This is a genomic window from Hymenobacter koreensis, assembly GCF_039541855.1.
GTDB lineage: Bacteria > Bacteroidota > Bacteroidia > Cytophagales > Hymenobacteraceae > Solirubrum > Solirubrum koreensis.
The window spans coordinates 25,339-46,846 of the sequence record NZ_BAABHA010000008.1; the positions used below are offsets into that span (position 1 = coordinate 25,339).

A 21,508-nucleotide genomic window follows, 5' to 3' on the forward strand; every position below is an offset into this window, starting at 1 on the left:
TCCCCAACGCCAACTACCATGAACTCCTCCAAATTGCTGCTTACCCTGGCTGGAGCCGGGGCCGCAGTGGCTACCCTGCTGTATGTGCCGCAGGGGTGTACCCCTCATAAGTCGCCGGCGGCCGGTGCCGATGCCCAGGCAGCCGAAAAAGTATATGTAGCACCGGGCAAGCACGACGAGTTCTACAACTTCGTATCGGGCGGCTTTTCGGGCCAGATGTCGGTGTACGGCATTCCGTCCGGGCGCCTGCTGAAAGTAATTCCCGTGTTTTCGGTGAACCCCGAAAACGGCTGGGGCTACAGCGAAGAATCCAAGCCCATGCTGAACACCACCCACGGTTTTGTGCCCTGGGACGACAGCCACCACGTGCAGCTCAGCCAGACGAACGGCGCGCAGGACGGCAAATGGGCTTTCATTAACGGTAACAACACGCCGCGCATCGCCCGCATCGACCTGAAAACCTTCCGCACCACGGAAATTCTGGAAATTCCCAACAGCGCCGGCAACCACTCCTCGCCCTACCTCACCGAAAACACCGAGTACCTGGTGGCCGGCACCCGCTTCAGCGTGCCGCTGGGCGAAAACCAGGACGTGCCCGTGGCTTCCTACAAGAAGAACTTCAAGGGCACGCTTTCCTTCATTAAGGTGCGCCCCGAAGACGGCCGCATGAACGTGGCCTTCCAGATTCTGACGCCGGGCGTGAACTTCGACCTGAGCCGGGCCGGCAAGCAGGGCTCCCACGGCTGGTTTTTCTTCTCGTGCTACAACACCGAGCAGGCCTTTAACCTGCTGGAAGTAAACGCCTCGCAGAAAGACAAGGACTACATTCTGGCTGTGAACTGGAAAAAGGCCGAGGAATACCTGAAAGCCGGCAAGGGCAAGCGCCTGAAGTCGCCGCACGCCCACAACGTGTGGGACGAGAAAACCCACTCGGGCACGTCCACCATCGAGCAGGACATCGTGCAGCTCGACCCCCGGGAGCTGCCCGGCCTGTGCTACTTCATTCCCTGCCCCAAGAGCCCGCACGGCACCGACGTGGACCCCACCGGCGAGTACATCGTGGGCTCGGGCAAGCTGGCCGCGGTGGTGCCGGTGTTCAGCTTCCGCAAGATGCTGGCCGCCATCGAGAAAAAGGACTACGAAGGCCAGTACGACAGCATTCCGGTGCTCCAGTACGAGAACGTGCTGCACGGCGAAGTGAAGAAGCCCGGCCTGGGCCCGCTGCACACCGAGTTCGACGCCGAGGGCAACGCCTACACCAGCATGTTCGTGTCGAGCGAGATAGTGAAGTGGAATGTGAAGTCGCTGAAAGTGCTCGACCGCTTGCCCACGTTCTACTCCATCGGCCACCTGAGCATCCCCGGCGGCGACACGCGCAAACCCCACGGCAAGTACATGATTGCCTACAACAAGATTACCAAGGACCGCTACCTGCCCACCGGCCCCGAGCTGGCGCAGTCGGCCCAGCTCTACGACATTTCGGGCCCGAAGATGAAGCTGCTGCTGGACTTCCCCACCATTGGCGAGCCGCACTACGCCCAAAGCATTCCGGCCGCGCAGGTAGCGCCCAACTCGCTGAAAGCCTTTAAGCTCGAAGAAAACCAACATCCCTACGCCGCCAAGGGCGAAAAATTTGCCCGCGTGGAGCGCAAAGGCAACCAGGTACACGTGTACATGACGGCCATTCGCTCTCACCTCAACCCCGACATTATTGAGGGCGTGCGCGTGGGCGACGAGGTGTACTTCCACCTCACCAACCTGGAGCAGGACTGGGATGTGCCCCACGGCTTTGCTATTAAAGGCGCCGCCGAAAACGCCGAGTTGCTCATCATGCCCGGCGAAACGCAGACGCTGAAGTGGCAGCCCAAGCGCGTGGGCATCTTCCCCTTCTACTGCACCGACTTCTGCTCGGCGCTGCACCAGGAAATGCAAGGCTATATCCGCATTTCCCCGGCCAGCAGCAACGTGCCCCTGATGTTTACCGGGGGCCAGCAGCAGCCCGCCGCGCTGCAGTAAACCAAAGCTGTTATCTGTCAGCTGCTGGCTGTTAGCCCATGGCTGACGACAGCAAGCAACAGCTAATTGTAGCGGGTCGGGCGGTAATGACCGTCCGACCTGGGGTACGCCGACCCTAAATCGGATATAAAAGCTAACAGCTCATAGCTGACAGCTAACAGCTTTATTCCATCGCCATGTCTTCTGCTCCGCTTACGCTGGCCATGCGCCTGCTGCTGGGGCTGGGGGCGCTGCTGCTGCTGGTCACCTACTGGGTGCCCGTGTGGCGCATCGACCTCTTCGCCCCGCAATATCCCGAAGGCCTGCAGATGACCATCTGGCTGGACCATTTGAGCGGCAACGTCGACTCCATCAACGGGCTGAACCACTACATCGGGATGCGCTCCATCGATGAGAACATGTTTCCCGAGTTCAAGGTGCTGCCCTACGTGGTGGGGGCGCTGGCCGGCTGGGGCCTGCTGGCCGCGGCGCTGGGCCGGCGCTGGGCGGTGGGCGTGTGGCTCACGGCGCTGCTGGTGTTCCTGGCCGCCGCCATGGTCGATTTTTACCGCTGGGGCTACGACTATGGCCACAACCTGGACGAGCACGCCGCCATCCGGATTGAGGGCATGACCTACCAGCCTCCGCTGATCGGCTACAAGCAGCTGCTCAACTTCGAGGCCTACTCCCTGCCCTCCTATGGGGCCTACCTGATAGCCGGGGCAACCCTGCTGGCGGCGCTGGTGCTGTGGCTCAGTCGCCGGCGCAAAACCGTGGGTTCGGCCCCGGCGGTACCGTTGCCCAGCCATGCCGGCGTGGTCCGTAATCAAGCGTAAGGCACCCGGCCTTTCTCCTCACCCAACAACCCACTTCCGTGTTTCGCCCGCTGCTCCTTTTCTTACTGCTGACCGCGGTGCTCGGCCTGGGCAGCTGCCAGTCGGGGCCGCGGGCGGTGCGCCTGGGCCAGGACGAGTGCGCCCACTGCCGCATGACGGTGGTTAAGGCCGAATTTGCCGCCCAGCTGGTGACCGGCAAGGGCCGGCAGTACGTGTTCGATGACCTGCTGTGCCTGGCCAGCTTCCTGCGGGAAAACCCCGAGGTAGCCGGCCCGGCGCCCCAGCTGCTGGTGGCCGATTTCAGCGAGCCTGCTACCTGGCTGCCGGTGGAGCAGGCCCAGCTGCTGCGCAGCACGGCATTTCGCTCGCCCATGAACGGCCAGCTGGCCGCCTTTGCCACGGCCGCCGCCGCGCAGGCTGCCGAAGGGAAGCTCAGCCAGCCGGCCAAAATAATTTCCTGGAATGATGTGGGCCAACTACAAGTACACTAGCCGCTACCGGGCGCTCTGGCTGGCCCTGCCCCTGCTGCTAATGGCAGTGGGCACGCAGGCGCGCACGCTGCACGTAGGCGCCGGGCAAACCTATTCCCGCCTGCGCCCGGCCCTGGCCCGCGCGGCCGCCGGCGACACCGTGCTGGTGCACCCCGGCGTGTACCGCGAAGGCAACCTGGTACTGAACCGGCGCGTGGTGCTGCGCGGCGTGGGCTGGCCCGTGCTCGACGGCCGCCACCGCGACGAGCTGCTGACCGTGAAAGCCCACGGCTTCGAGCTCAGCGGCTTTGTGCTGCGCCGCTCCGGCCAGGGCAGCATGATCGACTACGCCGGCGTGAAGGTGTACGACAGCCGCGACGTGTACATTCACCACAACCGCCTGCAGGACTGCTTTTTCGGCATTTACCTCTCGGGTTGCGCCGGGGGGCGCGTGGAGTACAACACGCTGCAGGGCAACCCCGACCACCAAACCCAGAACGAGTCGGGCAACGGCATTCACCTGTGGCGCTGCGCCGGCATGCAGGTCCGCAACAACCGCGTCAGCGGCCACCGCGACGGCATCTACTTCGAGTTTGTCACCGATTCGCGCATCGAGCGCAACCTGAGCGAAAACAACCTGCGCTACGGGCTGCACTTTATGTTTTCGCACCAGAACACCTACCAGCGTAACACTTTCCGGCGCAACGGCGCGGGCGTGGCCGTGATGTACTCGCGCGGCGTACGCATGCAGCGCAACACCTTTCTGGAAAACCGCGGCGCCGCCAGCTACGGCCTGCTGCTGAAGGACATCAGCGACAGTCACATTTCCGACAACGTATTCGAGGGCAATACCGTGGGCGTGCAGCTCGAAAGCGTGAGCCGCTGCACCCTGCGCCGCAACCGCGTGGCGCGCAACGGCTGGGGCATGCGCCTTACCGCCAGCTGCGACGCCAACTGGCTGACCGGCAACGCTTTTATCGGCAACACCTTCGACCTGGCCACCAACGGCACGGTGATGCTGAACGTGCTGCGCGGCAACTACTGGGATAAATACCGGGGCTACGACCTGAACCGCGACCAGGTGGGCGACGTGCCCTACCACCCGCTTTCGGCCTTCAGCTACGCCGTGGAGCAGCTGCCGGCCGCCATCATCTTTTTCCGCAGCCCCATGGTGGAAATGCTCGACCGTACCGAGCAGCTGGTGCCCAGCCTCACGCCGGCCGCCCTTACCGACCCTCGCCCCCGCATCCGCTTATGATACGCATCGAAGGCCTGACCAAGAAGTTCGGCAAAACCGAAGCCCTGCGCGGCGTAAGCGTGCAGCTCGAAGCTGGCCGCGTGGTGGTCATCATGGGACCGAACGCCTCCGGCAAATCTACCCTGCTCAAATGCATTCTGGGGGTGGTGCAGCCCAGCGGCGGCGACATCCGCGTGCTGGGCCAGCCCATTGCGGGCCAGTGGCAGTACCGCGCCGACATCGGCTACATGCCTCAGCTCAACCACCTGCCCGAAAACCTGACCACGGCCCAGCTTTTCGACATGATTCGGGCGGTGCGCCAGCCCCGGCCCGGGCAGGCGCTCGACTACGAGCTGTATGAGCAGTACGCGCTGCGGGACTGGCAGAACAAGCGCCTGGGCACGCTCTCGGGCGGCACCCGGCAGAAGATAAACGCCGCGCTGGCTTTCCTGTTCGCGCCCCGCATCATCGTGCTCGACGAGCCGTCGGTGGGCCTCGACCCCGTGGCCGTGGAAATTCTAAAAGCCAAAATCCGCAAGTGCCGGGCCCAAGGGCGGCTGGTGCTGCTCACCTCCCACCTATTTGCCGAGGCCGAGGAGCTGGGCGACGACCTGCTGTACCTGCGCGACGGGCAGGTGCAGCTCGACACGCCCATTGCCGATTTCCTGGAGCTGACGCAGCAGGCCACGCTTGGCGCGGCCGTGCTGGCCTACTACCACCGCCCTTCTGCCACCTCTGTAACCCGCTGACCGTATGCTGAACCTGCTGGCTTTTATGCTGCGCGACCTGCTACGCAACCGCACCGTGCTGGCTTACGCGGGCCTGCTGCTGCTGCTCAGTACCGGCCTGTGGTGGCTGGACCCCGCGCCCGAGCGCCTGGCCCTGAACCTGGTAAACGTGACGCTGCTGTTCGTGCCGCTCTACACGGTGATTTTCACCATCACCTACTTCCACAACTCGCGCGACTTCACCGAGCTGCTGGTGGTGCTGCCGCTGCCGCGCCGGGCCGTGCTGCTGGGCCAGCTGGGCGCCGTGCTGCTGGCGTTGTCCGCCGCGCTGCTCGTCGGGCTGGGGCTGCCGCTGCTGCTGCTGGCCGGCAGCTGGCGCACGCTCACGCTGGTACTCACCGGGGTGGGGCTGACGTGGGTGTTCGTGGCGTTGTCGTACGCGCTGGTGTTGTTCGTGCCCGAAAAAATCAAGAGCATCGGCCTGGGGCTGGTTATGTGGTTTGCCCTGGCCGTGCTCTACGACGGGCTGGTGCTGGCGCTGCTCTACTGGTTCAGCGACTACCCCATCGAAGCTTTCGTGGTGCCCGTGGCCAGCCTGAACCCGCTGGATTTGGCCCGCATTGTGGTGCTGCTGCAGTTCGATACGGCCGCGCTCATGGGCTACACCGGCGCCGTGTACCAGGATTTTTTCGGTAGCCACCTGGGCATACTCGTAGCCAGCACGGTGCTGCTGATCTGGGTGGCCGTGCCGCTGCTGGTGGCCGTGCGCCGGTTTAAAAAAATGGATCTGTAGGCCCGCCGTAGGTGCTGGAAAACACTTCAGAACCTGCAGGCTTCGCGCCTTGAAACGCGGTGTTAACCCAAGGTACCGGGCCGGGAGCATGGCATCTCTCTGAACAACCTTGCGCGGCATAATGAAAGGAAGAAAGGTAAATCGTAAGCCGTATAGGCCTTTCCCAGTCTTACCGTGCTGTACCGGGCCGGGCACCCGGCGGCAGACAAGTTCACCCGCTTTATACCGGATAAATTTGTCCCTTATAAAATCAGGCAGTACCTTTGCCCCACCATGGCAATGTTCTCCAAAGCATGTGAATACGGAATTCGGGCCGCGATTTACATCGGCCAGCAGTCGGCCGACTTTGGCCGCCGCGTGGGCCTGAAGGACATTGCCTCGGAAATCGGCTCGCCGGAAGCGTTTACCGCCAAAGTGCTGCAGCAGCTGGTGCGCGAGCGGCTGGTAACGTCGGTGAAGGGCCCTGCCGGCGGCTTTGAACTGACGCCCGAGCAGCTGCGCACCGTTACGCTACGCCAGATTGTGGTGGCCATCGACGGCGGCGCCATGCTGCAGGGCTGCGCCCTGGGCTTGCCGCAGTGTTCGGCCCGGCAGCCCTGCCCCCTGCATTACCAGTTTTTGCCCATCCGCGACCAGCTTAACGAGGTGCTTGGCAGCCATACCGTTGGCGAGCTGGCCGGCAAGGTGCACGACGGACTGGGCTTTTTGAAACAGTTGAGCTAACCCTTTTTTTGCCCCTATGCCGGACAAATTTATCCGGTAATCATTCCCCTTTCTATGACTCCAGATCAGAAAGAACTCGTTACCGCAACCGTAAGTACCCTGAAAGAGCACGGCGTGCTGCTGACCACCCACTTCTACCGCCGCATGTTCGAGCACAACCCCGAGCTGAAGAACGTCTTCAACATGGGCAACCAGCAGAACGGCAAGCAGCAGATGGCCCTGGCCCTGGCCGTACTGGCCTACGCCGAGCACATCGAAGACCCGTCGGTGCTGGTGCCCGCCGTTACCAAAATCGGCCACAAGCACGTCAGCCTCGACATCCGGCCCGAGCACTACGCCATTGTGGGCCGCCACCTGATAGCCTCCATTGCGGAGGTGCTGGGCGAGGCCGCTACCCCTGCCCTGCTCGACGCCTGGGCCACGGCCTACGGCGAGCTGGCCAGCCTGATGAGCGGGCTGGAAAGCGGCTTGTACCAGAAAGCCGTAAACCAGGAAGGCGGCTGGACGGGCTGGCGCCCGTTCACGGTGAAGCGAAAAGTGGAGGAATCGGCGGAAATAACCTCGTTTTACCTCTACCCCACCGACGGCGGCAAAGTAGCCGACTATTTGCCCGGCCAGTACGTGAGCCTGCGCCTGTTTTTACCCGAGCTGAACCTGTTCCAGCCGCGGCAGTACAGCCTCTCCAGCGCCCCTAATGGCGAATACTACCGCATTTCGGTGAAGAAGGAAGCCGGTAGCCAGCACCCCGACGGGCTGATCAGCAACCGCCTGCACGACTTCGTACCCGAGGGAGGTATTGTGGAGCTGGGCGCGCCGGCCGGCGACTTCACCCTGGACGTTACCAAACCCACACCGGTGGTGCTGGTGAGCGGCGGCGTGGGCCAGACGCCGCTGCTGAGCATGCTCGACTACCTGGTAACGTCGGGCAGCAAGCGCGAAGTGGTGTGGGTGCACGGCAGCCGCAACCCGCGGGTGCACGCCTTCCGCGAGCCAGTGGCCGCGCTGGCCGCCCGCCACGAGCAGGTGCAGCACCATGTGTTTTACGATACGCCGGCTACCGGCTCCGACGAGGCAGAGGCAGGCCATTACGCCGGCTTTGTAGACCTGCGCAAGCTCAACGGAGGCACCCTGATGCCCGAGGCCGACTACTATGTGTGCGGTCCGGCTCCCTTTATCCGCAAGCAGGTGCAGGATTTGGCCGCGTTGGGCGTACCGCGCGAGTCCATTCACTTCGAGGAGTTTGGCCCGGCTACGCTGAGTGTGTAGCTTTTGGCAGCCCGCGCCAGCCGGTAGCGTAACACGCGGCTTCCGGCCCATTCGGTATAGGCTGCTCTTGTAACCTTCCCGCGCTTTGGGTTGAGCAAGGAGCATTGCTTCGCCGGACCCCTGATGAAAGAAGCAACGCGGAAGCAGCGCCCCAACCCGTCGTTTTCCTGGCCCCGGTTGGCTTATCCGGCATGTCGGACAAGCCAACCGGGGCCAGTACGCTTGCAGTCAGGTGTCGTTTCACATGCCAGAGCAACCCGGTACCCGCCGGGGCAAGTCCGCACATTAGCTTACCCAGTCGCCGGCGGCTTCGGGCTGGTGTAGCACTTTCTCCACCAGGTACGTTGCATTTCCATTGGGCACGGGCCACTCCACTACGTCGCCCACGCGGCAACCTAGTACGGCCGTTGCTACGGGGGCCAAAATGGAAATTTTCCGGTTGTTGATGTCCGCGAATTTGGGGTAGGCCAGGGTAATTTCCAGCTCCTTGTTGCTGCTCATGTCGCGGAGCTTCACCCGGGAGTTCATCGTCACTACATCCGGAAGAATGTCGTGAGAATCCACCAGCTGGGCGCGCTTGAGCTCGTAGCTCAGGCCCGCCACTCGGCCATTGCCGTGGACCTGGCGCTCCAGTTGTACCAGTTGCGTAAGCCGGTCGTAGTCTACCCGGGTGATGTAGATGGGGTTTCGGTGATACGATGCGTCCATGTGAGAAAAGGTGAAGGTTGGAAGTCAGGCACTGAATTTTCTCATCGGCGGCACTCCGGAAGCCGGACTCGGGTACCGGGCACCCCGCCGAAACACGTTATAAAGCTGATGCACTGCGGAATGCGGGCGCCGCGCACCCCTTTGTTCTACGGTGGCCTTAACGGTTTCCCACAACCCCGGCCCTCGGCCGAAAGCCCTGGCCGCAGCGGCAAAGCCGGCCAACACCTCGGCTGAATGCATTGGAATTGGCAGGCCGTCATACACGAGCGCAGCAGAATATTTCGGAGAAAAAAATCCGCGTAACGCGCCTGCAGGAGCGCTACGCAGCAATTCTTTCGGCAGGCAGAAGCAAAAAACCCGTTTCGCAGCGCGCCATGCCGTCGGCGTGTGTTTCAGCCCCGCCTATTGCCAGCCGCCGCCCAACGCCCGGTACAGATGCACGCTTTGCAGCAGCTGCGCCTGGCGCGACTCGGCAAGGCTCAGCTCAGCTTCGAGCACGCTGCGTTGCGCGGTAATTACTTCCAGGTAAGTGGCGTAGCCGGCCACGAACAGCTCATTCGAGGTGGTTACGGCGCCGGTCAGCAGGTTTACTTCGCGCTGGCGTGCGGCGGCGGCGGCGCGGTAGTTTTCCAGCCCTTGCAAGCCGTTCACCACCTCCCGAAAACCCGTTTGCAGGGCCTGCTGATAGCGGTAATAGTTTTCGAGGTTGCCGGCCACGGCCTGGCGGTAATCGGCCTTGAACTGGGCCCGGTTGAGCAAGGGACCCGCCAAGCCGGCCAGGGCACCATAGGCAAGGGAAGCCGGATCGAACAGCACGCCGGCGCGGTAAGCGTTAAAGCCGACGTAAGGCGTGAGGGTGAGCGTGGGCAAAAAAGCAGCGCGGGCAGCGTCTACATTGGCGCGGGCGGCCTGCAGCTCCAGCTCGGCCTGCCGCACATCCGGGCGACGCAGCAAGGCCGCGGCGGGCACCCCGGCACCGAGGCGAGCGGGCAGCTCCTGATTCAGCAACGGCCGCCCGCGGGTAATGGGCCGACCAAAGCGCCCGAGCAGCTGGTTTAACGCGGTTTCGGCCTCGGTAACGCGCTGCCGTGCCTCGTGCGAAAGGCTTTCGGTGCGCTCTACCTGGGCCCCAAACTGCTGCACGGCCAGCTCGGTGGCGCGGCCGGCCTGCTTTTGCACGCGCATCAAGCCCAGCGCCTCGCGTTGCAGGGCCGTGTTGCGGGCCAGCACGGCCAGCTGGTTGTCGGCCGTCAGCAACTCGTAATACAGGCGCGCCACTTCGGCCACCACGGTAGTGGTAACCAGGTTACGGCCTTGCTCCGAGGACAGCACGCGCAGGTACGCGGCCTTGCGCTGGCTGCGCAGCCGGCCCCACAGGTCTATTTCCCAGGAGCTGCGCAGGCCCACGAAGAACTCGGGCGTGACCGGGCCCGGAATGCGCTGCTGCCCGTCGATGTTGGGCGAGAGGTTGGTATCGAAGTTGCCCACGCCGTTCAGGGTGTAGCGCCCGAAACGGTCGGCGCCGGCCGATGCTACGCCGGATACGGTGGGCAGCAAGGCGCCACGGCGGGCCAGGTAGCCGGCGCGGGCGCTTTCCACGCGCTGCAGGGCCACCTGCAAATCCAGGTTTTGCCGCAAAGCCGTGTCGATGAGCGCGACCAGCGCCGGATCCTGGAAGTACTGCCGCCAGGGTCGGTTGCCAGCATTCAGGGTGTCGGCCGCGGCGGTGGGTTTGGTGAACGTAGCAGGCACAGCCGGGCCCGCGGTGGGCTCGACGGGGGCGGCCACGCGGCAGCCGGTGGCCAGCAAAAGGGAACCAGCAATAAAAACGGAAAACAGGCGCATGTATCAGGGTGATTTTCGTGAAGGCGAGGGCTCACGCTGGCACGAGTTTAGCGCAGCGTAACTCGTGACGAATAATGAGGTGGAGGCTGCGCCTCCACTGCCGCAAAAGCGGCAATGCGGGACCAGCTCGGCAGATTCGTGCTAGCTGGCATCGTTCCGGCGGGCCGTTCTGATGCGAGGCGCAGCCTCGCCCGAATAGTCGGCACGAGTTACGGCTTCGCCTAAACTCGCGCCAGTGAAGCCTGGCTAATGCGCCACCAGCTGCCGTTCCTCCCGCACTTCCTTTACTTCTTCCAACTCGTCCTCGTCCAGGTTTTTCACCTTCTCGAAGGAGGCAAACAGCACGTACAGGCCCGGAATGAGCACCATGCCGAACAGCGTGCCGATGAGCATGCCGCCCGCCGCCGCCGTGCCGATGGAGCGGTTGCCCAGGGCGCCGGCGCCGCTGGCAATAACCAGCGGAATCAGACCCGCAATGAAGGCAAACGACGTCATGAGGATAGGCCGCAGGCGCGACACGGCGCCTTCCACGGCGGCATCGAGCACCGAAGCTCCCTGGCGCCGCCGCTGCTCGGCAAACTCGATGATGAGAATGGCATTCTTACCCAGCAGGCCCACGAGCATTACCAGCGCCACCTGGGCGTAGATGTTGTTTTCCAGGCCCAGCAGCTTCAGGCTGACAAAGGCGCCGAAGATGCCCGTGGGCAGGCTCAGCAGCACGGGCAGCGGCAGCAGCAGGCTTTCGTACTGCGCGGCCAGCAGCAGGTACACGAAAATGAGCACCACCCCGAACACGTACAGGGCCTGGTCGCCGCTCAGGATTTGCTCCCGCGTCATGCCGCTCCACTCGTAGGCGTAGCCGCGCGGCAGCTCCTTGGCCGCCACTTTTTCGATGGCCGTAATGGCGTCGCCGGAGGAGTAGCCGGGGGCGGCGTCGCCGTTGAGCATGGCCGAGGTGTACATGTTGTAGCGCGTGAGCTGGTCGGGGCCGAAGACGCGCTCCAGCTTCACGAAGGTGGAAAAGGGCACCATCTCGCCGCGGTCGTTTTTCACGTGCAGGGCCAGCAAATCTTCGGGGCGGCTGCGGTACTGGGGGCCGGCCTGCACCATCACCTTGTACATCTGCCCGAAGCGAATGAAGTTGGAGGCGTAGTAAGAGCCCATCAGCGTTTGCAGCGTGCTCATGGCCGCGTCGATGGTCACGCCCTTCTTGGCGGCCATGTCCTGGTCGACGTGAATGAGGTACTGCGGGAAGTTGGGGTCGAAGCTGGTGAAGGCGCCGCCGATGGCCGGGTCCTTGCGCAGCGCCGTGAGGAAAGTCTGCGACACTTCGGCGGTTTTCTGTAGGTTGCCGCTGCCCGATTTGTCGAGCAGGCGTAGCTCGAAGCCGCTGCTATTGCCGAAGCCCGGCACCGTGGGCGGCGGCAGAAACTGAATATCGGCGTCGCTGATGCCTTTGGTTTTCTCCTCCAGCTCGGCAATGAACTGGGCCACCGACTGCTCGCGCTTATCCCAGGGCTTGAGGTTAATCATGCCCATGCCGTAGCTGGAACCAGCCACTTCGTTTACCAGGCTGTAGCCGGCCAGCGTCGATACCGACTCCACCGGGCCCAGCTTGCTGGCAATGCGCTGCACCTCGTCGAGCACGGCCTCGGTGCGCTCCACGGTGGCGCCGGCGGGCGTGGTCACGTTCACGTACACCATGCCCTGGTCCTCAGTCGGGATAAAGCCCGAGGGCAGAATCTTATTCACGCCCCAGGTGGCTACACAGAAGCCAATGAGCACGGCCAGCGTAACCATGCGGCGCCCGGCAATGGCCCGCAGCAAGCCCTGGTAGCGGCCCGAAAGCGCATCGTACCGCTTATTAAAGCCCGCGAAGAAGCGCGCCATGACGCCCTTGGGCTCGGCGCCGGCCTCCGCCGGCGTGTGCTTGAGCAGCAGCGCGCACAAAGCCGGCGTCAGCGTTACGGCGTTAATACCCGATATGACGATGGAAATGGCCAGCGTGAGCGAAAACTGGCGGTAGAACACGCCCACCGGCCCGTCCATAAAGGAAACCGGGATGAATACGGCCGACATGACGAGGGTAATGGCAATGAGCGAGGAGCTGATTTCGCCCATGGCCTCGAAGGTGGCGGCCCGCGCCGGCAGGTGCTTTTCCTGCATCTTGGCGTGCACGGCCTCCACCACCACAATGGCGTTATCGACTACAATACCAATAGCCAGCACCAGCGCAAACAGCGTGAGCAGGTTGATGCTGAAGCCCAGCACCTGCATGAAAAACAGCGTGCCGATAAGGGCCACTGGCACGGCCAGCGCCGGAATAAGCGTGGAGCGCCAGTCCTGCAAAAACACGTACACGATAACGAACACCAGCAGGAAAGCCTCGATCAGCGTGCGCAGCACCTCATTGATGCTGGCGTCGAGGAAGCGCGACACGTCGTAGGCAATGCTGTACTTCATGCCGGGCGGGAAGGAGCTGGTTTGCAGCTCGGCCATGCGCTTTTTCACGTTGGCAATAACGTCGGAGGCATTCGAGCCGGGGCGCTGCTTGAGCATGATGGCCGCCGAGGCCTTGCCGTCGGTTTTGGAGGCCATGCTGTAGGTGAGCGAGCCGAACTCCACGTCGGCCACCTCGCGCAGGCGCAGCACCGAGCCGTCGGCGTTGGCCCGCACCACGATGTTGCGGTACTGGTCGGGCTCGAAAAATTTGCCGGTGTAGCGCAGCACGTACTGCATGGATTGGGCCTTGTCGGCGCCCGAGCTTTCGCCCGACTTACCCGGGGCGGCCTCTACGTTCTGGGCCCGGATGGCGGCCACTATTTCGTCGGTGCCCACGTCGTAAGCCGCCATGCGGTCGGGCTTGAGCCACACCCGCATGGAGTACTCGCGGGAGCCCATGATTTCGGCAAAGCCCACGCCATCAATGCGCTTGAGCTCCTGCAGCACGTTGATGTCGGCGAAGTTGTAGATGAACTTCTCGCCGGCGGCCTTGTCGTCGCTCGTGATGTTGAGGTAGAGCAGCATGGAGTTGACCTCCTTTTCCGTGGTCACGCCGGCCTTGATAACCTCCTCCGGCAGCTCGTCGAGAATGGTCGTCACGCGGTTCTGCACGCCCACGGCGGCAAGGTCGGGGTCGGTGCCCACCTTGAAGAAAATGGTGATGAGCGTCACGCCGTTGTTGGAGCTTACCGAGTTCATGTAGGTCATGCCCGGCACGCCGTTGATGGCGCGCTCCAGCGGCGTGGCCACGGCTTTGGCACACACCTCGGCGTTGGCGCCGGTGTACTTGGCCGTTACCGTTACGGAGGGCGGCACGATGTCGGGGAACTGGGTGATGGGCAGCGACACCAGGGCCAGGCTGCCCAGCAGCACCAGGAACACCGAAATTACCAGCGAGAGAATCGGCCGTCGGATGAAAATATTGAACATAAGCAAGTAGCGCGGACTTTGCAGCCCGCGTCTAAGTGGATGTTTGGGAGGGAAAAAGCCCTATGCGGGCGTGGCTTTGGGCGTTACAACTGCGGACTTGCGGCCGGTTTACTGCGCGGCCAGGAGCGAGTCCAGCGCCACGGGGCGGGGCATTATGCGCTGCCCGTTTTTCAGGCTGGCTGCCCCCTCGTACACCACCTGCTCGCCGGGTTGCAGACCGGCTTTTACCACGTAAAAATCCCCCGTGCGGGTTTGCGGCGTAATGTTTCGCATGTGTACCGTATTGGCCTTGTCTACCACGTACACGTAGTTTTTGTCCTGAATTTCGAACACCGCTTTCTGCGGCAGCAGCAGGGCCGCCGGCAGGGTATTGGTCAGGCGGATGCGGCCTGAGGCGCCGTGCTTAAGCATGCGCTTCGGGTTTTCGAACCGTGCCCGGAAGGCCAGGGAGCCGGTGTTGGGGTCGAACTCGCTTTCGGTGGTTTCGATGCGGCCTGCCTGCGGGTAGAGCGTGCCGTTGGCCAGGGTGAGGCGCACCGAGTCGGAGTGACGCTCGGGGTGCAGCTGCCGCGATTTTACGTACTCCAGGTACTCGCTCTCGCCCACTTTAAAGTAGGCGTACACCTGGTGCAGGTCGGATACCGTGGTTAGCAGAGTGCCTTCCTCTACCAGACTGCCCATTTTAAGCGGAATCCGGTCGATGATGCCGTCGAAGGGCGCGCGAATGAGGGTGTAGTTCAGGTGAAGCCGGGCGGCGGCTTCGCTGGCCCGGGCTTCGGCCACGCGGGCTTCGGCATCCTGTACTTTGCTGGTGGCCAGGGCCAGCTCGGTTTTGGTAATTACGTTTTTATCGACCAGCAGCTTCACCCGGTCGCGCTCTACCCGGGCGGCGGCGGCCTGGGCCTGGGCACCGGTTAAAGCCGCCTGCGCCTGGTTTAACTTGTTTTGGTAAGCGCTGGCATTGAGGCGAAACAGCGGCTGGCCTTTTTTAACGGGCCGTCCTTCATCCACATAAATATGCTCCAGAAACCCTGCTACCTGGGCCCGCACCTCTACGTTACGCACGGCCTGCACATCGGCCACGTAGTCGTGAAACAACTCCTGCTCGGTGGTTTTCAGGGTTACCACGGGCAGCACGTCGGGGGTGGCGGCCGTTTGCGGACTCTTGCCTTCAACCGAACAGCCGCTTATTCCGGCCGCTACTACAGCCGCCAATACGCCCGCCCAATGCCGCGGGCGGAGCGGGTTTTCCATGGGTTTCAAAACGGAATACGTGCGTGGTTTCAAGGGCGTGAAGCTCATTAGAGGGCTGAAAAAACAGGTTATTGCTCGGCCAAAGCAGGTCCCGGCATTTGGGACCGGAGCAGCACCAGAAGGCTATCCTGCTGCTGGTGCTGCTTTTGGCACTGGGCCAGCAGGCGTTGGGTTAAGTGGAGGTCGGCGGTGGTGGCGGTTAGCTCGTGGTTGGGGTCTTCGGGCCAGGGCTCGGGGTTCACGGTGAGCAGCAGCACATTTACCCCAAACGACACCACCAAGGCCCCGCCAAACAGCAGGGTCAGAAAATGAGTAGCCCGGGGGGAGTTGCGCAGCATAGCAAGTGAGGCGGGTAGTGCCAATGGAACGTGGCACAAAGGAGTAGCTGGCACATGAAAATGAGATGAGAACTATATTAGAAAACATGAAAGCCCGAGCGGCCGCGCACAACTTGGCGCGGCCGCTCGGGCTTGCGGGGAACTCGCGGCAGGGTGGCTTACAGCGGCGTGGCCGGCAGCCAGATGGAGGCGGTGGTGCCCTGCCCGAGGGCGGAGGTAATTTCCAGCCGGCCGCCGTGGCGCTGCACAATGCGCTGCGTAAGCGAGAGGCCCAGGCCGTAGCCGGGCCGGGTGAGGGCGCCGGTGGCCCGGTACAGGGGCTCGTAAATGCGGTTAAGCTCGTTGGGTGCAATGCCCGGCCCGGCGTCGGTAATGCGCACCAGCAGGGTACGGGCGTCGGCGTAGTCTACTTCCACCCGCACCGGGTTAGCGGAGTACTTGCCGGCGTTATCGAGCAGGTTTAGCAGGGCCGTGGTGAGCAGCTCGGCGTTGCCGGGCAGCATAAATAAATCGGCCTCGGTTTCGGTGGGGAGCGTGCCAAACACGAGGCGCCACTCGCGGCCGGGGTAAGTGGCGCGCACTTGTACCAGGGCCTGGTTCAGGCACTCGTCGAGGCGCACGGGGGCAAAGGCGGGCAGTGCCCCCTCGGCCTTGGCCAGGTTCAGCAGGCCGTTGGTGAGCGAGCTGAGGCGGCGAGCGGCATCGAGGCTCTGGGCCATGCTCTCTTTGGCTTCGGGTAAACTGGTATCGTACTCCAGGGCGGTTTCCAGGGTGCCGGTGAGGGTGGTGAGCGGGGTGCGCAGCTCGTGCGAGGCGTGGGCCAGAAAGCTTTTCTGGCCTTCAAAGGCCTGTTGCAGGCCGCGGAGCATGGAATTGAACACCCGCGCGAGCTGGGCCAGCTCGTCGCGGCCGTTGCCTTCGGACAGGCGCCGGCCCAGGTTGGTGGCCGAAATGCGGCCGGCCTGCTGGGTAATGCGGGCCACCGGCCGCAGGGCCGATTCGGCAAAAAACCAGCCTGCCAGAATGGTGAGAATGAGCGCACCCAGGTTGCCCAGGCCCAGCAGCAGCGCCAGTTGCCGCAGGTGCGCCCACCCAACCTGATCAACGGCCGATACGATAATGCGGTACTGCTCGCCGTTGCCCGTGTCGGAAAACAGCAACCCCACCGTTTCGCGGCGGCCTTCCCGCGGAAAAGCCACCACGGGCTCCTTCACCATAAGCTGCAACCGCGCCCGGTTCATGGCTTGGCTGCCGGCATCGGCGTTGCTGTAGCGCAGGGTATTGTCGGGTCCGTAAATGCTGATTTGCTCCTGCGGCAAGGTGAGCAGGTCGGCCCAGCGCAGGCTGTTGAGCATGCGCGCTTCCAGCTTATAGGTACGCACCAGAATGCGGCCGGCCAGGGTGCCGCTGTTGGCCAGCCGGTGCTCAAAGCGCTGCGCCCGCGTGCTGGCGTTGAAGTAGTAAATAAAGGCTGAAAAGCTGAGCTGAATACCCAGTACAAGCAGGGTAAACCGGAGCATCAGCTTGTTGCGAATCAGCATAAGCAGTGAGCGTTATTCGTTGTCAGTTGTTCGTTGTCCGTTGTCAGGTTCGCTTAAGAGTCTGTCTGACAACCACCAACGCACAACCCGTTTACTGTTAAACGACTTCCTAAACGAGGGGGCCGTGCCCAAACCAGGCCGGCTGGCACGAACAGGATGGCACGCGACAAAGGGCCTCCGCTCCTACTGCTCGCGCATGACGTAGCCCATGCCCACCACGGTGTGAATGAGCTTGGGCGAAAAATTCCGGTCGATTTTCTTCCGCAGGTAGCCCACGTACACGTCGATGATGTTGGTGGTGGTGTCGAAATCCACTTCCCACACCCGCTCGGCAATATCCACCCGCGACACGATGCGGCCCTGGTTCAGCAGCAGGTGCTCGAGCAGGGAATACTCGCGGGTGGTGAGGTCGATGCGCTGCCCGGCCCGGCTCACGATTTTCGAGTCCAGGTTCAGCTCCAGATCGGCCAGGCGCAGCACTTGCGGCGTGCTCGTTTCGGCGTACCGGTTGGTTAGCGCCCGCACGCGCAGCAGCAGCTCGCGGTAGGCAAAGGGCTTGCTCAGGTAATCGTCGGCGCCGGCTTCAAACCCGGCTTCTTTATCGGCCAGACTATCGAGGGCGGTGAGCAGCAGCACGGGCACCCGCGGGCGCCGCCCCCGGATGCGCTGGCACAGCTCCACCCCGTTCAGGTAGGGCAGGTTCACGTCCAGAATCACCACGTCGTAGGGCTGCTGCTGGTAGAGCGACCAGCCCGAGCGGCCGTCGTAGGCAATGGTGAGTTCGTAGCCCTCGTTCTCAAACCCCTTCTTGACAAACGAGGCTACTTGCGGGTCATCTTCAACCAGTAGAATCTTCATGCGAACGTTTCAAAGCCAAGGCCGCTCGCCAATAAGGCAAGCTGGTTTCTGCTGATGCCCCGCAAAGGTCGTGCATCGGAGGAAAGTCAACAGCTGAAGACCCCAATTTGTGCTTTCCCGCTGCCCGGATTACCGCGCAGCTTACCGCCAGATGCATTCGGCACACCCTTTCGCCGCTGGCTCCTTTGCCGTGCCTTGCGGTGAAGCCGCCGCTCTGATTTGTTTTTACATTCAGGCAACCGAATATAAAGCCGCCCCATCTACCCCCCAGTTGCACACCGCCGGCAGAAGGCCTGGTAGCGGCTCTGCTCCTTCTCCCCTTCCCCATTCCCTATGAAGACCTCTACCTTCCGCGGCCTGAGCTACCGGTTAACCACTCTGCTTTGCGTGCTGCTGTGGAGTTTCGGGCCGATAGCCGCGGCCCAGGCCCCAGCCGACGCCCTGGATACGTTCCTGAAAGCCAAAATGCAGGAACGCCGCATTCCAGGTTTGCAGCTGGCCGTGGTGCGGCAGGGCAAAGTGGTAAAGCTGGGGCAGTACGGGCTGGCCAATTTGCAGGATTCGGTGCCGGTAACGCGACAGTCGCGCTTTTTCCTGAATTCCATTACCAAGGCCTTTGTGGGCGTAGCCGTTATGCAGCTGGTGGAAGCCGGTAAGCTGGACCTCGCGGCTCCCGCCTCCCGGTACCTCACCGGCCTGCCGGCCGCCTGGCACCCCGTTACCGTGCGGCAGCTACTTACCCATACCTCCGGCCTGCCCGACATTATGCCCGAGGACGAGATGGTGACGGAGGGCAACTTCGGCGCGGCGTGGGCAAAAGTGCAAACCCAGCCGCTGGCCTTTGCGCCCGGCGCGCAGTTTGCCTACAACCAAACCAACTACCTGCTGCTAGGCCAACTCATCGATCAACTCAGCGGCCAGCCCTTTGCCCGCTTTATTCAGGAGCGGCAGCTGAACGTGGTGGGGATGCCGCGCACCACCTCCGGCGACGCCCACGACGTGCTGCCCAACGCTGCCCGGGGCTATACCTACGCGCACTACGTGGACGGGCAGCGGCGCCGCAGCAGCCAACCCCGCAACCTGTTCGAGGTGTTTCCGCCCATGCTGCGCACGGCTGCGGGCATGAGCTCATCGGCCGAAGACGTGGCCCACTGGCTGGTGGCGCTGCAGCAGGGCAAGCTGCTGCAACCCAACAGCCTCGTTGAGCTCCGGACGCCCGGTGTGCTAACCAACGGCACGCAGCGCGGGTTCAGCAAGCTGCTGAACGGCTACGCGCTGGGCTGGCCTACCATCAACCGCTCCGAGCACCCCGCCATGGCCGCCGTGGGTGGCGGCCGCTCCGCCGTGTTCCTGTATCCCCAGGACGATATGGCCATTGTGGTACTGACCAATTTGCAGGGCGCGAACCCCGAGAGTTTCGTGGATGAAATTGCCGGCTTTTACCTGCCCGACATGCGGGCTGCCGCCGGCTTTGGCCTGCCACCCGCCATCCGTACGCTTCAGGCCGATTTGCGCCAGCGCGGTTTCGACAAAGCCGTGGAGGCCGCGAAACAGGCGAAAAAGAACGACCCAAGCTTCCACCTGGCCGAAGATGAGGTTAACGCCTGGGGCTACACCTTGCTGCAACAGAAGCAGATGAAAGATGCGCTGCAGGTATTTAAGCTGAACGTGAGCCTGTACCCCGGCAGCGCCAACACCTACGACAGCCTGGCCGAGCTTTACGCCGAGTTGGGCGACACCGCTTTGGCCCGCAAGAACTACCAACGCGCCCTCGCCCTGAACCCGAAGAACACCACCGCCGCCCAGTACCTGCAAATAACGGGCTCCAAAGCCAAGAACTAGGATTATGGCCGCCGCCTCCAGGCAGATGCTTTGCGGGCACGCGTAATGAGAGAGGTCGGTGCGAGGCAACCCTATGCATTAACCAGCATTCGGGTGCCCCGTGGCCGATATTTCACCCGCCCGCGCTACTTTTCTTGCCTTCTATTCGCCCGCCGAAGCGTCTTCAAATCTGGGACTTGAAGCCCCTTGCCAGGAATGTTCTTCGAAGTTCCAGGAGGGTGGCGTACGGTTAGCCGGTAATTCTCTATTAATATTAGCGCCCGCATTGGCCCCTGCAACGGCACGGCGCTGTGGCGGGAACACCGTGTGCCTCTAACACCGGCCCACCCAAATCCGGACACCTTACCCTTTACAATTGCCCCGAGGAAATGACCAAAATCAAAGTAGCAAACCCCGTTGTGGAGCTGGATGGCGACGAAATGACGCGCATCATCTGGAAATTCATCAAAGACAAACTCATTACCCCGTACCTCGACCTCGACATCAAGTACTACGACCTGGGCATTGAGTACCGCGACGAAACCAACGACCAGGTAACCATTGACGCGGCTAACGCCATTCGGCAGTACGGCGTGGGCATTAAGTGCGCCACCATCACCCCCGACGAGGAACGCGTAAAGGAGTTCAACCTCAAGCAGATGTGGAAGTCGCCGAACGGCACCATCCGCAATATCCTCGACGGCACCGTGTTTCGCGAGCCGATTGTGATGAGCAACGTGCCGCGCCTGGTGCCCAACTGGACCGCGCCCATCTGCATCGGCCGCCACGCGTTCGGCGACCAGTACCGCGCCACCGATTTCGTGACCAAAGGCAAGGGCAAGCTCACCATCACGTTTACGCCCGAAGATGGCGGCGCCGAGCAGTCGTTTGAGGTGTACAACTTCAAGAGCGACGGCGTGGCCCTGGCCATGTACAACACCGACGAGAGCATCCGGGGCTTTGCCCACGCCTGCTTTAACCAGGCCCTGATGAAAGGCTGGCCGCTGTACCTCTCCACCAAAAACACCATTCTGAAGAAGTACGACGGCCGCTTCAAGGACATTTTCCAGGAGATTTACGAGCAGGATTACCTCGCCAAGTTCAAGGAAGCCGGCATCACCTACGAGCACCGCCTGATCGACGACATGGTGGCCTCGGCGCTGAAGTGGAACGGCAACTTTGTGTGGGCCTGCAAAAACTACGACGGCGACGTACAAAGCGACACCGTGGCCCAGGGCTTCGGCTCGTTGGGTTTGATGACCTCCACGCTGGTTACGCCCGACGGCAAAACCATGGAAGCCGAAGCCGCCCACGGCACCGTAACCCGCCACTTCCGCGACCATCAGAAAGGCAAGCCTACCTCCACGAACCCCATTGCCTCCATTTTCGCCTGGACGCGCGGCCTGGAATTCCGCGGCATCCTCGACGGCAACCAGGAGCTCATCGACTTCTGTAAAGCCCTGGAAGCGGTGTGCATCGAAACCGTGGAAAGCGGCAAAATGACCAAGGACTTGGCCGTTTGCATCCACGGCAACAAAGTGGAGCACGGGCGCGACTACCTTTACACCGAGGAGTTCCTAGAGGCCCTGGACACCAACCTGAAAGCCAAGTTGAGCAAATAAGCCGCTTTTGTTTCGTTGAAAAGCCCGTTCGGTTACCGAAC

17 protein-coding genes are annotated in these 21,508 nt (G+C 62.6%); 10 read left to right on the plus strand and 7 right to left on the minus strand.

Annotated elements, in window-relative coordinates; translation table 11 throughout:
* Positions 1-18: 18 nt before the first annotated feature.
* The 8 genes from nosZ (at position 19) to hmpA (ending at position 8,048) form a co-directional block, all read left to right on the plus strand.
* Positions 19-2,016, plus strand: a complete 1,998-nt coding sequence (nosZ, locus tag ABD903_RS12585) for a Sec-dependent nitrous-oxide reductase (protein WP_345224728.1) — start codon at positions 19-21, stop codon at positions 2,014-2,016.
* A 176-nt stretch (positions 2,017-2,192) separates the two neighbouring features.
* Entirely contained in the window at positions 2,193-2,831 is a 639-nt protein-coding gene (locus ABD903_RS12590; protein WP_345224730.1) for a hypothetical protein, read from the plus strand.
* A 38-nt stretch (positions 2,832-2,869) separates the two neighbouring features.
* Positions 2,870-3,322 carry a nitrous oxide reductase accessory protein NosL gene (locus ABD903_RS12595; RefSeq protein WP_345224732.1) on the plus strand — a complete coding sequence of 151 codons (453 nt, stop codon included), beginning with the start codon at positions 2,870-2,872 and terminating at the stop codon, positions 3,320-3,322.
* Complete coding sequence (locus ABD903_RS12600) at positions 3,294-4,559, plus strand: nitrous oxide reductase family maturation protein NosD (protein ID WP_345224733.1); 1,266 nt, start codon at positions 3,294-3,296, stop codon at positions 4,557-4,559. The genes ABD903_RS12595 and ABD903_RS12600 overlap by 29 nt, the downstream gene beginning before the upstream one ends.
* Complete coding sequence (locus ABD903_RS12605; protein WP_345224735.1) at positions 4,556-5,287, plus strand: ABC transporter ATP-binding protein; 732 nt, start codon at positions 4,556-4,558, stop codon at positions 5,285-5,287. Before ABD903_RS12600 ends, ABD903_RS12605 begins: the two co-directional genes overlap by 4 nt.
* Positions 5,288-5,291: 4 nt before the next feature.
* Positions 5,292-6,059, plus strand: a complete 768-nt coding sequence (locus ABD903_RS12610) for an ABC transporter permease subunit (protein WP_345224737.1) — start codon at positions 5,292-5,294, stop codon at positions 6,057-6,059.
* Positions 6,060-6,332: 273 nt separating this feature from the next.
* Positions 6,333-6,782, plus strand: coding sequence for an RrF2 family transcriptional regulator (locus ABD903_RS12615; RefSeq protein WP_345224739.1), 450 nt, complete (start codon positions 6,333-6,335; stop codon positions 6,780-6,782).
* A gap of 54 nt (positions 6,783-6,836) precedes the next feature.
* Positions 6,837-8,048, plus strand: coding sequence for an NO-inducible flavohemoprotein (hmpA, locus tag ABD903_RS12620; RefSeq protein WP_345224741.1), 1,212 nt, complete (start codon positions 6,837-6,839; stop codon positions 8,046-8,048).
* A gap of 285 nt (positions 8,049-8,333) precedes the next feature.
* On the opposite strand, the gene rnk is transcribed toward hmpA, so the two are convergent.
* The 7 genes from rnk to ABD903_RS12655 all read right to left on the minus strand — a co-directional run bounded on the left by rnk (position 8,334) and on the right by ABD903_RS12655 (position 18,024).
* Complete coding sequence (rnk, locus tag ABD903_RS12625) at positions 8,334-8,756, minus strand: nucleoside diphosphate kinase regulator (RefSeq protein ID WP_345224743.1); 423 nt, start codon at positions 8,754-8,756, stop codon at positions 8,334-8,336.
* A gap of 402 nt (positions 8,757-9,158) precedes the next feature.
* Positions 9,159-10,601, minus strand: coding sequence for an efflux transporter outer membrane subunit (locus ABD903_RS12630; RefSeq protein WP_345224745.1), 1,443 nt, complete (start codon positions 10,599-10,601; stop codon positions 9,159-9,161).
* A gap of 246 nt (positions 10,602-10,847) precedes the next feature.
* Positions 10,848-14,033, minus strand: a complete 3,186-nt coding sequence (locus ABD903_RS12635) for an efflux RND transporter permease subunit (protein WP_345224747.1) — start codon at positions 14,031-14,033, stop codon at positions 10,848-10,850.
* A 108-nt stretch (positions 14,034-14,141) separates the two neighbouring features.
* The gene (locus tag ABD903_RS12640) at positions 14,142-15,287 is read right to left on the minus strand and encodes an efflux RND transporter periplasmic adaptor subunit (protein ID WP_345224748.1); all 1,146 of its coding nucleotides are present in this window, start codon (positions 15,285-15,287) and stop codon (positions 14,142-14,144) included.
* A 68-nt stretch (positions 15,288-15,355) separates the two neighbouring features.
* On the minus strand, positions 15,356-15,625 hold the full coding sequence (locus tag ABD903_RS12645; protein ID WP_345224749.1) for a hypothetical protein: 270 nt from the start codon (positions 15,623-15,625) through the stop codon (positions 15,356-15,358).
* A gap of 158 nt (positions 15,626-15,783) precedes the next feature.
* Positions 15,784-17,166 carry a sensor histidine kinase gene (locus tag ABD903_RS12650; protein WP_345224750.1) on the minus strand — a complete coding sequence of 461 codons (1,383 nt, stop codon included), beginning with the start codon at positions 17,164-17,166 and terminating at the stop codon, positions 15,784-15,786.
* 183 nt (positions 17,167-17,349) lie between these two features.
* Positions 17,350-18,024, minus strand: coding sequence for a response regulator transcription factor (locus tag ABD903_RS12655; protein WP_345224751.1), 675 nt, complete (start codon positions 18,022-18,024; stop codon positions 17,350-17,352).
* A gap of 333 nt (positions 18,025-18,357) precedes the next feature.
* Between ABD903_RS12655 and ABD903_RS12660 the strand changes: the two genes are divergently transcribed.
* Positions 18,358-19,866: a serine hydrolase gene (locus ABD903_RS12660; RefSeq protein WP_345224752.1), complete on the plus strand. Its 1,509-nt coding sequence runs from the start codon at positions 18,358-18,360 to the stop codon at positions 19,864-19,866.
* A 368-nt stretch (positions 19,867-20,234) separates the two neighbouring features.
* Complete coding sequence (locus ABD903_RS12665; RefSeq protein ID WP_345224753.1) at positions 20,235-21,467, plus strand: isocitrate dehydrogenase (NADP(+)); 1,233 nt, start codon at positions 20,235-20,237, stop codon at positions 21,465-21,467.
* Positions 21,468-21,508: the final 41 nt, after the last annotated feature.